The sequence below is a fragment of the Moraxella sp. CTOTU49803 genome (genome assembly GCF_032097965.1).
Classification (GTDB): domain Bacteria; phylum Pseudomonadota; class Gammaproteobacteria; order Pseudomonadales; family Moraxellaceae; genus Faucicola; species Faucicola tetraodonis.
This window is the reverse complement of record NZ_DAMCJP010000001.1, coordinates 36874-49521: the sequence shown is the minus strand read 5'-3', so window position 1 is coordinate 49521 and position 12648 is coordinate 36874. Positions and strand designations below refer to the sequence as shown.

At 44.2% G+C, this 12648-nt stretch carries 8 protein-coding genes; 4 read left to right on the top strand and 4 right to left on the bottom strand.

What is annotated here, in order from left to right:
* Positions 1-91 precede the first annotated feature (91 nt).
* Entirely contained in the window at positions 92-994 is a 903-nt protein-coding gene (locus tag RT422_RS00190) for a 3-hydroxyacyl-CoA dehydrogenase (protein WP_313420772.1), read from the bottom strand.
* A gap of 197 nt (positions 995-1191) precedes the next feature.
* Positions 1192-2775 (bottom strand): alkyl hydroperoxide reductase subunit F, encoded by a 1584-nt coding sequence (gene ahpF / locus RT422_RS00185; RefSeq protein ID WP_313420770.1) that lies wholly within the window; start codon positions 2773-2775, stop codon positions 1192-1194.
* Positions 2776-3111: 336 nt separating this feature from the next.
* On the opposite strand from ahpF, the gene RT422_RS00180 reads away from it, so the two are divergent.
* A complete protein-coding gene (locus RT422_RS00180) occupies positions 3112-3336 on the top strand; it encodes a YdcH family protein (protein WP_007116424.1) in 225 nt (74 codons plus the stop codon).
* 153 nt (positions 3337-3489) lie between these two features.
* On the opposite strand, the gene cytX is transcribed toward RT422_RS00180, so the two are convergent.
* Both cytX and ahpC read right to left on the bottom strand, forming a co-directional pair.
* Positions 3490-4689 (bottom strand): putative hydroxymethylpyrimidine transporter CytX, encoded by a 1200-nt coding sequence (cytX, locus tag RT422_RS00175; protein ID WP_313420769.1) that lies wholly within the window; start codon positions 4687-4689, stop codon positions 3490-3492.
* 139 nt (positions 4690-4828) lie between these two features.
* Positions 4829-5395, bottom strand: coding sequence for an alkyl hydroperoxide reductase subunit C (gene ahpC, locus RT422_RS00170; RefSeq protein ID WP_050323971.1), 567 nt, complete (start codon positions 5393-5395; stop codon positions 4829-4831).
* A gap of 571 nt (positions 5396-5966) precedes the next feature.
* On the opposite strand from ahpC, the gene RT422_RS00165 reads away from it, so the two are divergent.
* The 3 genes from RT422_RS00165 to RT422_RS00155 are packed head-to-tail and all read left to right on the top strand — an operon-like array spanning position 5967 to position 12244.
* Complete coding sequence (locus tag RT422_RS00165) at positions 5967-6932, top strand: LysR substrate-binding domain-containing protein (protein WP_313420767.1); 966 nt, start codon at positions 5967-5969, stop codon at positions 6930-6932.
* A gap of 6 nt (positions 6933-6938) precedes the next feature.
* Positions 6939-8462: an exonuclease SbcCD subunit D C-terminal domain-containing protein gene (locus tag RT422_RS00160; protein WP_313420766.1), complete on the top strand. Its 1524-nt coding sequence runs from the start codon at positions 6939-6941 to the stop codon at positions 8460-8462.
* A complete protein-coding gene (locus RT422_RS00155) occupies positions 8459-12244 on the top strand; it encodes an SbcC/MukB-like Walker B domain-containing protein (protein WP_313420764.1) in 3786 nt (1261 codons plus the stop codon). Before RT422_RS00160 ends, RT422_RS00155 begins: the two co-directional genes overlap by 4 nt.
* Positions 12245-12648 lie beyond the last annotated feature (404 nt).

Genomic DNA, 12648 nt, shown 5'->3' with positions numbered 1-12648 from the left:
TGCCGCAATAAAAAAACAAAGCCCATGTTGGGTCAATGGGCTTTTGTCATCTACTGACTTTTAGATTCTGACTTTTAAACTTTTTTGAGGCTTATTTTAAAAAATCAGGGTCTTTATAAGCCGGGTTTGGATAATCATAAAAACCTTTCCCCACTTCAAACCCTGTGCGACCTTTATCAATCAGTTCGGTTTGCAGTTTTTGGATAAATCGCTCGGCAGTTTTTGAGCCTGTTTTGGCTTTTTGCTGGCTGACATTAACAATGGTATTAACCCCTATGATATCCATGATGGCAAACGGTCCCATCGGTGCACCTGTGCCAATCATCCAGGTTTTATCGACGGTGTGGGGATCGGCAATGTCATTGGCATACAAGTGCATACCGGCATTTAAGAAAGGCACCAATAGGGTATTTAAGATATAGCCAGGTTGTTCTTTATTGAGGGGTAACGCCACCATGCCAATGGCTTTGGCATAAGCAACAATGCTGTCAAATACCGCCGGGTCGGTATGCGCTGAGCCCATGACTTCTGCGGTGTTGTTCACCCAGATATGGTTGGCAAAGTGTAACGCCAAGAATTTATCAGGGCGACCTGTGGCTTCGACCATTTGGCTAGGAATCAACGTTGAGCTGTTACTGGCAAAAATCGTGTGACTTGGGGCTACCTTTGCCAGCGCCTTATAAAATTCATTTTTGATATCGAGGACTTCTGGTAAGGCTTCGATGACCAAATCAGCCTGTGCCACCGCTTCGCCTAAGTCAGTCACATAGCGAATCGCATCGGTGATTACTTGGGCTTGTGCTGGGCTTTTGTCATAGAATTTGGCATAGATGGGCATGAGTTTTACGATGCGCTCTTTGACCTTTTCGGGTTCTTTATCAAAGATTGTGACGTTAAAGCCAAAAAAGGCATTTTGCATGGCGATTTGAGAACCCAGTACGCCGCCGCCGGCTACCGTCACCTGCTTGATGGATGAAGTATTTGCTGTTGTCATGATTTATTCCTTTAAATCGCTATGATAGTTTGCAAGTTATTGTAGCGGATTTTGGCTGGTATGCCTACCTCACCAATATAGACTGACAAGGCAACACCATATTGCCCGCCAAAAAAAGTTACTCGCCAAAAAAAATTAGCCGCCAAAAAAAAAGCCAAACTATGACGTTTGGCTTTTTTTGAAAAATAATTAAAAAATTATTGCAACATGAGGTATTCAAACGCACTGAGCGCCGCTTTACTACCTTCGCCCATCGCAATATTAATTTGCTTAAATGGCACGGTAGTGACATCACCACAGGCAAAAATTCCGGGTTTGTTGGTTTGGCATTTCTCATTGATTTCAATTTCACCAAATTTGGTCACCTGTACCAAATCTTTGACCACTTCCGAGTTTGGCACCAGTCCGATTTGCACAAAGATAGCAGATAATGGCAATTCTTTGTTTTCACCGGTGGTACGGTCTTGGTAAATTAGCGAACTGACTTTACCATCAGTTGCTTTAACCTCTTGGCTCGCTACACTTGTCATGATATCGATATTATCGCGCTCTTTGGCTTTATTAATCAATACTTGGTCTGCTTTGAGCGTGTCAGCAAATTCTAACACCGTCACGTGTTTGACAATGCCTGCTAGGTCAATTGCCGCTTCAATCCCTGAGTTACCGCCGCCCACAACAGCCACGTCTTTGCCTTTAAAGAAAGGACCATCACAGTGCGGACAATACGCAACGCCACTACCGATATTTTCATCTTCACCTTTGATATTAAGCTTACGCCATTTTGCCCCCGTCGCTACGATAATCGCACGAGTGGCAAAACTTTCACCGGTATTAAGCGTGATTTGGTAGGTTAGCTTATCCTCGCCTTGCTCATTCATTTGTGCAGAATTTTCGGTGATGGATGTCACGCTTACCATTTCTTTAACCGTGATACTATAAGCGGTAATATGTTTGACAAAATTGGCAGATAATTCATTACCATTGGTCAATGGGATTGAAATGAAGTTTTCGATATCTTGGGTATCTTTTACTTGCCCACCGATACGATCAGCCACCATGGTCACTTTTAAGCCTTTACGTGCCACATAAATGGCTGCCGCCACGCCCGCAGGTCCGCCACCGATGATGGTCACATCTTGCTGCTCAAGCTGTTCGGCTGCTGCGGCACCACTCATCAAATCTGGATATTGCTGTTGCAGTTTCTCAATGAGTTTGGCAGTGTCAATTTTACCATTGGCAAAAGGTTTGCCATTTAAATATACCGCAGGTACGCCTTGGATATTGCGCTCGTTAATCATGTCTTGGAACACACCACCATCAATCATTTCATTGCTGATGTTGTCATTCAATAACGCAAATTGGTTCAGCGCTTGCACCACGTCAGGACAGTTGTGGCAAGATAATGAGACGAAAGTTTCAAATTTTAGCGGCTGTTTAATCGCCTTAATGATATTTTGAATACCGGGGTCAAGTTTGAGTTCACTACCACCAGATTGTAAAATCGCCAAAATCAATGAGGTAAACTCGTGACCACCTGGAATACCACTAAAAATGATACCCGTATCTTTGTCTTGGCTACGGATTTTAAAACTCATCGGTGATAGATTGGCATCGAATTGTTGACTCAAACGAATCTTGTCAGTAGTGCCTGCAATTTGGGTCAAAAAATCCACCAGTTCAGCGCGCTGTTCATGCTCACCCTCACCCAACACAAACTCAATCGGGCGAGTCATACGTTCGCTATAACTTTTTACTGCATCTAATAAACCTTGATCTAACATGGTATCTTCCTTCTAGTCATTGGGTAAGTCATTGTGTTAACCTTATTATTGTGATTTTTGTGGGCTTTGACAATCTAAGAAAGTTGATAGCTATGTTTTAAAAAACAAAACGTTTATTATTTTATATAACAAAATATTAATACATAAATTACTTAAGTGCATTGATAACGTGGCTTTTCCCCCTCACCAATTGTTACCGATTAGCGTATAGTCAACCCTACAATTTTTCGTTACAATGCTAATAAGACAAATACAATATACCAACTCAATCAAATTTGTCTTATATGTTGACCCCTTTGCATTATTTTTCACATACAACCAAAAAAGGAAAGGACTATGTTTCCAGAACATCGCGAACTTATTAGCAAACTAAAAACTTCTGATAAACACTTTGAAAAATTATTTGATAAACACAACGAATTAGATGCTCAAATCATTAACCTAGAAAAAGATCCTGTTGCAGCAGGCAGCCGTGATGACGAAATTGAAGCATTAAAAAAACAAAAACTACAATTAAAAGATGAAATCTACAAAATCTTAGAAGACAATAAAAATAAATAAGTTCTAAGCTAAGTTCGATTTTATTGACTAAGCCCTGTTCGTTGTGACAGGGCTTTTGCTATTGATAGCGAGTGTAAGGCTTAAATCAACCAATTAACCCTACTTTAAGAAAATTGGACTATAAAAAAACTGTTTTAAGCGTGGCTGACGGCATTATTTTTTTGTGAATACATTAACCAAGAAGCATAATAGCATCGTCACTATAATCACCGGCAAGGTATTGCCGATATCGAGTGGATGGGCAAGCCAATAACGATACAAGCAAAAACCAATCGCCCAGACAATCAAATTTTTGACATTAAAACGCTGTTTGATACCGGTATTTTTTAAAATAAAAAAGTCCACAATTTGAATGGCTGCCATTGGCGCAAACACTGAGCCTAAAAAGTATAAAAATTCAGTGATATCATCCATGGGAAACAACATAGCTGCGATGGTACAGATGAGGGTAATGCCAATTGCCAAGCCTTTTTCTGGGAGTTTTTGCCACAGCGAGACACCCGACACGCCTGCCGAGTACGCATCCAAAAACGTGGTTGTCACCGTCGCAAGTACAATCAACAATAACCCAGTCACGCCCAATCCAAGCTGTAACAGCATTTGGGCAAAATCCGACGTTTGGGTATACAACGCCATGCCCAGTCCAATCGCATACATCCACGCACTCATCACCCCATAGCTCACGGTGCTCACAAGTGTCGCTTGCAAAGGTTTTTGCGCATGGCGAGTATAATCACTCACCAGTGGCAACCATGATAATGGCATAATGACCGCGAGCTCCACCGCTGCCCCAAAGCTCATCGCTGCTGCCACGTCTTTTGTCGCTGCCACATCCCCAGCGCCTAACTTAAATAATTTAAACGACAAAATAAGCGTTAACATAAACAACCCAGCTACGGCCAACGCATTGATTTTGCCAAAGAAGCGGTTGCCCATCCATAGCCACAGCACAATCAGCGCACCAATCACGCCACACCAGGCCGCTTGTCCGATAGCCCAAATCCCATTGACCGCCAATGCCCCATCATAAATCATGATGGCTGTCCAACCGACCAATTGCACAACATTTAGCAAAGCAAAAAGCATCCCACCTTGAAAACCAAAACTACCCTTCACTGTTTCCATGGCACTTTTGCGTTGGGTTGCCCCAATATAGCCGACTAAAAAAAATAGCATTCCACCTATCATATGCCCAATGACGATGGCTAACAAGCCACGCTCCCACCCCAACGGCGCAAGGTAGGTGCCCGTCAAAATCTCAGCGATTGACACGGCTGCCCCTGCCCAAAGCAAGGCATAATGGCTACTTGTGGTCTGACTGCCAGTTTGGTGGGTGGTTTGTGCGCTATCCATGGTTATTTTCTCAAACTTCAAAGAAGCTGATTTTATCATTGTTAACAACAGTAGTTGAATAAAAAAAACCCCAAATCTTTCAATTTGAGGTTTTTAACTTTATCTAATTGTCAGTCAATAAAACATTAGACCATCAAGATTAGATTTTACCTACTAAATCTAGGCTTGGTTTTAAGGTTTCTTTACCTTTTTCCCATGCCGCTGGACATACTTCACCGTCGTTGTCACGCACGTATTGAGCGGCTTGGATTTTACGAATTAAGTCTTTGGCAGAACGACCGATACCTAAGTCATGAATTTCTGCCACTTTGATTTTACCGTCTGGGTCTACCAAGAAAGTACCACGAAGCGCAGCGTTGTCTTCTTCAATCATCACGTTGAAGCCGCGAGTGATTTTACCAGTACCATCGCCAAGCATTGGGTATTTTACTTTAGCGATTGCAGGTGACGCATCTGCCCATGCTTTGTGTACAAAATGGGTGTCTGTCGATACCGCATAAACTTCCGCGCCTAATGCTTTGATTTCTTCGTAATGGTCTGCCATGTCTTCAAGTTCAGTTGGGCAAACAAAGGTAAAGTCATGTGGGTAGAAGAAAAACACTGCCCATTTGCCTTTAACGTCATCAGATGAGATTTCTTTGAATTCACCATTCACAAATGCTTGGGTTTTGAATTCTGGAATGGTTTGGTTGATAATTGCAGCCATGGATTTTTCCTTATATAAGCTATTGTTGTGGTTAAAAATTTAGCAACATCACCAATTGACAAAGCCAAATCAGTGAGTGCTATATTGATAACACAAATTTGATGTCATTGGCAACCTAGCTTTTTAGGCTTCTAGCTTGTTAGGCTATAGTCGGTTGCTGTTTTTTAATCATCAAACGTTGTTATCGATGGGTCTATCTTAGTACAATTTAAGATTCAGTCTAGTTTAAAGTTTTTAATTTATTGATTAATTTTTTAAATTAACCTTGCTAGTTATGTCTTATAGTTTCAATCTTTAGGCTATCTTGTAATTATTTTGAAAGGCTCGATAATGAGTTTACTGTCAAGACCAAATTAATGATAGATTAAAAAAGATTCCACTCGTAAAAGCACACAAAAATGGTAAACTAAATTTGAAATGATTCGGTTCATTGAAGTTTTTAGCATGCATCTTTTGCGTGTTGTTTGCTAGGGTAGCCGTCAGTTTTTTTACCCTTTCATCTTTTTATTTATTTTTAACTAAAACGCGTTAGCGAAAATTTTACGCTATTTTAAAGGTTAAAATTCAAACCATGATTACATTACGACAATTAGAATTTGCATTGGCAGTTGCCAAATACAAGCATTTTAAACGGGCAGCAGAAGAGTGTAATATCTCACAATCTGCGTTAAGCTTAGGGATTGCAGAGCTGGAAAAGCAGCTTGATACCCAAATTTTTGAGCGTAACAACAAACAAGTGCTAATCACCCCGATTGGGGAGGAAATTCTTGAGCGAGCCACGCGGATATTTGCCGAAGTCAATGATTTGGTGACCCGCGCCCAGACGCACCAAACCCCGCTCGCCTATCCGATGACGATTGGTATTATCCCAACCATTGCGCCGTTTTTGCTGCCCAAGGTATTGCCGCTACTGCGCCAACAATTCCCACAGTTTCAGCTCAATGTGGTAGAAGAACAAACCGAGCGACTGCTTGAAAAAGTCCGTTATGGCGCGATTGATACCGCCATTATTGCGCTGCCTTATAATACTGACGGCATGCTATCATTTGAGTTTTGGTCAGAAAAGTTTTTGGCGGTATTTGCTAAAGACAGTAAACATGCCAACTTACCCAGCATCAATGCCGATGAGTTAGCCAATAGTAACTTGATGCTGCTAGGCGAAGGACATTGTTTGACCGATCATGCGCTATCGGTATGTCACCTCGACAAAAGCCGCGTCAAACACGCCTTTAGTGAAGCAAGCCTGCATACGTTAATTCAAATGGCTATCAGCGGTATGGGCACCACACTAGTGCCGCAAATGGCAGCTGGGCAAGTGCGCCAGCAGACTGACAATGTGTCGTTAGTGCCGCTCAATGAAGCCGGTCCGCATCGCCGCTTGGCGTTTGTCACCCGTCTCAACTATGCGCGGGTCGATGATGTGAATCTATTAGGTCGCTTGTTTGCCCAAGGGTTACACGATAGCGAATCGGCGTCTGCGCCAGCCATCGCAGATTCTGAGTCCATGACTTCAGCGAAGCCCGCTACAGAGGCATAATTTTTTATGCTCACTTTATTACATACATCAGATTGGCATTTGGGGCGTAGGCTTTATGGTAAGCCACGCTACGATGAATTTAAGCAGTTTTTAGACTGGCAGTTACAGACGCTGCGTGAGCAAAAGGTCGATGTGCTATTGATTGCAGGGGATATTTTTGATACCACCGCGCCCAGTAACCAAGCGCAAAATTTATATTATGATTTTTTAAGTCAAGTTTGCCATACCGAGTGCCGCCATGTGGTTATCGTAGCGGGCAACCATGATTCAGCCAGTTTTTTGGAGGCACCCAAACAGCTACTCAAAGCCTTTAACATCCATATCATCGGTAGTATGACAGATACGCCGACTGATGAAGTGATTACCTTATCAGATAAAGCAGGGCAACCTGAGCTCATTGTCATGGCAGTGCCCTACTTACGTGACCGTGATGTGCGAACCGTCGGGCATGGCGAACGATTGGATGATAAAGAACGCAAACTTGCCCAAGGCATCAAAGCCCATTATGCACAGATTGCCGATATTGCCATTGCGCAACAAGCGCAGCTGCAAGCCAACTATAAGCGTAGCATTCCGATTGTGGCAACGGGGCATTTATTTACCGTCGGCGGGCAAACGATGGAAGGCGATGGGGTGCGTGATTTGTATGTCGGCTCACTTGGTAGTATCGGTGCTGAGATTTTTCACCCACAGATTGATTATGTGGCGCTTGGGCATTTACATATTCCGCAAGTGGTTGGCGGACAACCACACATCCGTTACGCTGGCTCACCCATTGCCATGGGTTTTGGTGAAAGTCGCCAGCAAAAACAAGTGCATTTGCTGCGATTTGATGCCGACCCTGACTTACTGTCTCAGCCATTACAGACTTTAACCATTCAAAAAAAACCGCTTGTCTCTGCGCCAACCCCTGTCAAAAAACGCAAAAGTGTGAGCCATACGTCGATGGATTTATTTGCAGATGAAGCGTTGCCTGAACCATCCATGCTTGACGCGATAAATGCAGAGGCTGATATTAACGCAGAGGTTGATGCTCAAGCGAGCCATAAAGCAGGATATGATACACCCAGTTATTATCTAAGTGGGCAACTTAGTGGACAGCCTTACAATATAGCCAAGCTTAGCGATACTACCCTCCTGCAATCACTGCCTGTTCCTGTGTTCCAACCCATACAAACGCTCAAAGGTGATTGGCAAACCATCAAAACTAGCTTACACAGCCTAAAAAATTCCCAACAATCAGTTTGGCTTGAAGTGGTGTATGATGGGCAAGAAGTCGTGGGTGATTTATCAGAAAAAATTGCAGAACTGGTTAAAGACTCTAGGCTTGAAGTACTACGCATCAAAAATCAGCAAAAACGCGATCAGGTGATGCAAAGCCAGCGCATGGATGAGTCACTTGAAGAGTTAAACCCAACACAAGTATTTGAACGCTGCCTAATTGCCCATCAAGTGCTAGAAGAACAAAAACCCATGTTATGGTCAAGATATACTGAAGTGCTTGAAAGCTTGCAAGGGGGTCAGCAATGAGAATCTTAAAGCTTCGCTTTCAAAACCTTAATTCATTGCAAGGCGAATGGGAAATTGACTTTCGCCATGCCGCGTATGCTGATGAAGGTATTTTTGCCATCACAGGCTCGACAGGGGCGGGCAAAAGCACCATTTTAGATGCCATTTGTCTTGCCTTATACGGAGCGACGCCACGCTTGGGCGAGATTACCCAAAGCAGAAATGACCTCATGTCACGCCATACCGGCGAATGTCGAAGCGAAGTAATTTTTGCCACCAAAAGTGGCAGTTATCGCTGTACCTGGCTACAAAAGCGCGCCAGAAAAAACCCCGAAGGCAACTTGCAATCGCCGATGCACGAAATCGCCCCTTTTACCGATGACGCTGCAGATTTACCACCGCTTGAAACCCAAACCAGAAAAACTAGAAAACTGGTCGCTGAATTCACCGGCATGGATTTTGACCGTTTTACCCGTGCCATGCTACTGGCGCAAGGCAGTTTTGCTGCTTTTTTGCAAGCCAATAGCGATGAGCGCTCCAATCTGCTCGAAGAAATCACCGGCACCGAAATCTATGGCGATATCTCAAGAAAAGTACACGAGTTTAAAACCCAATCAGACGCTGAACTTAAGACCCTCACGGATCGCTTATCAGGCATGACGGTGTTATCTGATGAAGAAATACAAAGCCTAACCTCACAAAAAAACGCCCTGGTGGACATCGTCAATGAAACCAAAACCGCCATGACTAAAATCGAGTCTGATAAGCTATGGCGACAAAACCTTGACGCATACACGCACCAAATTCACCAACTTGAGCATGAAGCACGCGACCTTGCCGAGCAAGAAAGCCAATTCGCCCCACAAAAAACCCGACTACAGCGCGCACTAAAAGCCCTTGAAGTGTCGGGTGATATTAAAAAACTTGATTATCAGCGCGATTTATTGACTGCACAGCTCAGTGAGCTTGCGGGTTACCAACACCAACTACCCACCGCCGAACGCAATTACCAGCTTGCTCAAAAAAACCAAGATGAGCGTCAAGCACAAGCCCAGCAAACCGAAAACGACTGGCAACAGGCCCAAATGTTATTAAACCAAGTGCGCAAGCTTGACACTACCCTTGGGCAAAAAAATCAGTACGCTCAAGAGATTGCGCAGCAGTTGTCACAGCTTAGTGAGCAATTGGCGCATAATGCCCAAAGCATTGATAGTCAGCAGCAGCAGCTTGTTAGCCAGCAAACACAGCGTGAGCAGTTCATCCAAGCGCAGCAGCAAATCCCCCAGGCAACAACCTTGCCTCAAACATTGGCCTCCCTTACCCAACTACAGGAATCTAGCCAAGCACTCAGTGAACAAGCGCAGGCTTTAGTCAACGAACAGCAGCAGCTACAGGGTGATTTTCAGCACAATGAGCAGCAAGCCAGCGCTCTGCAATCACAGCTCACGCAGTTGCAATCACAAATTTCTGAGCATCGACAAAACTTAGAGAGCCAAACCAGTCACTTACATCATCTGACACAAGGGCAGTCGGCAGCAGCATTGCGACAGCAGGTTGAAATTTATTGGCAAACCGACCAGCAGCTTGCCGCCATGCAAAGCGATGTGCAGACTTGGCAAACCAACCTACAACACTATCAACAATTTGCGCAGCAATTAGCCGATGGTCAAACTCAATTGGCTCAGATTGCTAGCCAACGACTAACTAGCGAGCAGCAGCAACAAGCCGCCGAGCAGACTGTCGAATTGTTAAACCGCAACTTGATTTTATTGGCAAAAATTCAAAATTTAACCGAGGAGCGCGATAAATTACGCCACGGCGAACCTTGCCCGCTGTGTGGGTCAACCGCGCATCCTTTCGCCACCCATCAGCCCTACACGCCCGATGATACCGAGCAACAATTAGCGATTGCCAAACAACGGCTTGATAACATCAATCGCCAATTACAGCAGTTATTACTTGAAGAGCATGCACTCACAAATAACCAGCAACAGCTCAATGAGCATTTACAGCACTTAGAGGCACACAACCAACGTTTATTAAATCAATTACAGCTTGCCAGCCAACACCTTATACATGCTAAGCCTGTACAACAGGCAATTGAAGCATTACCGCCCGTTGCAGCCCCCAGCACCGATGACGATATAGACCACCAAGCCGTTCAAACATTGGCGACGACAATCCAGACTGAAAAAACCAACAATCAGCAGGCTTTGGTAGCACTGCAAGAGTCACTGACGCAAATCGAAGCCGTACAATCCGAGCAGCAGCAAACCCAGCAGCGATTAGCCACATTAACCGAGCAATACCATGATGTTTTGCAGCAACAAACCCTGCTACACAATCAGCAGCAACATCGCCAAGACAGAATCCGCGATATTGATGCCCAGCAATTGGTTATCGCCGATAAGCAACATCAAGTAATGCAGCGCATTGACACGTTGCTGATGCCGTTTGCAACGCGCGAACGCACTTTTAGCTTTGATACCACACAGGATGCGAATGCCCAATTAAATCAGCATATCGATACCCTTGCGCAACTTTTACAGCGCTATCAAGGATTAGAAACTAAGCTTAGCCATATCAATGACACCATCACAGGAATTGAGCAAGCGCTCACCCGATTGGTGGCAGACCAGCAACATCTAACCCAAAATCAACGCCAAGTCCGTCAACGACAGCAAGCATTGGCGCAAGAAATTAGCGAGCTACAGGCGCAGCGATATGCCTTGTTTGGCGAACAAGCGGTAGACATCGTCTCTCACGCGTTAATCCAAGCAAAAAATCAGGCTTTGCAGGATTATCAAGCCAGCCAAACCGCCTTTCATGAGCAGCTAAGTCAGCTGCAGATTTTGCAACAACAGATTGCATCTTTGACCACTAGCACCACCCAACTAAAAATTGCCCAGCAAACGCTACAAGCCGATATTCAGCAGCGTTTTGCGACATTGGGTTTTGTAGATGACGCCGATTATCGCGCTGCGGTGTTGGTTGATACCGAGCGAGAACGCTTACAACAGCTTGCCAGTCAACTCCATGATAGCCAGCAGCGCAATCATAACCTACTCTCTGAAGCCAAACGCATACAGCAGCAGTTACTCGATCATCCCCAAACTGCGCTGTCACTTGAACAATTGCTCGATGCGCTTGGGCAATTGCAACAGCAATTTAGCGAGCAGCAAAAACAATTGGGCGCCGTTGAACAGCAGCTAGCAGCCAATGAAGCCCTTAAACAAAACCAACAGCAACTATTAGATGCCATCAACCAACAGCGCAACCATACCGAAGAATGGAAGGTTTTGCATCAGTTGATTGGTTCAAGCGATGGCAAAAAATTCCGTAACTTTGCCCAAGGCTTGACCTTTAATATCATGGTTGCCCATGCCAATGAGCAGCTCAAAAAAATGAGCGACCGTTATTTGCTGATAGCTGATAGCGAGCAGCCCTTGATGCTCAACGTGATGGACAATTACCAAGGCGGGCAAATCCGCACCAGTAAAAATCTATCAGGCGGTGAGAGTTTTATTATCAGCTTGTCGCTTGCATTGGGACTGTCAAATATGGCCAGTCACCGCATGCAAGTAGATTCGCTGTTTTTGGATGAAGGCTTTGGTACGCTCGATGAAGAAGCACTCGATGTAGCGCTCGACACCCTAACCAACCTACAGCAATCGGGCAAGCTAATTGGCGTGATTTCCCATATTCAGGCGCTCAAAGATAGAATCAGCAGTCAAATCCAAGTAGTGCCGCAAATAGGGGGCATCAGTAAAATTATCGGTGCCGGTATTACCAAGATTAGTTGACGCAGTCTAGGTTTGGTTAAGCTAAATTAGAAGCTAATATAGTGAAAACTAAATTATAGTTAACAAGGACGTTCGTGGTAAGCTTATTGAACCTATAAAAAATGATACCTGAAGAGATAGGCTCAGGGCGAACAACGGTTATTATAGTAAAAACTGAATTATATCGAACAGGATCGTTCGTGGTAGGCCTGTCGAACCATAACGACCGTTACCCTTAGACAAGCTCAGGGCAAATGGTGCTTGTTATAATTTAGGATTCACTATATAATGTCAGATTCACTATAAGCTAAGCGGCGCGGCAAAACCATCATAACAACCGATTCATCTTGCTGTCATGTCATGGGTTCATACTACTGTTTAGATCAATATTTACCGCTCGCTTAATCAAAACCTAAGTGCGCAGT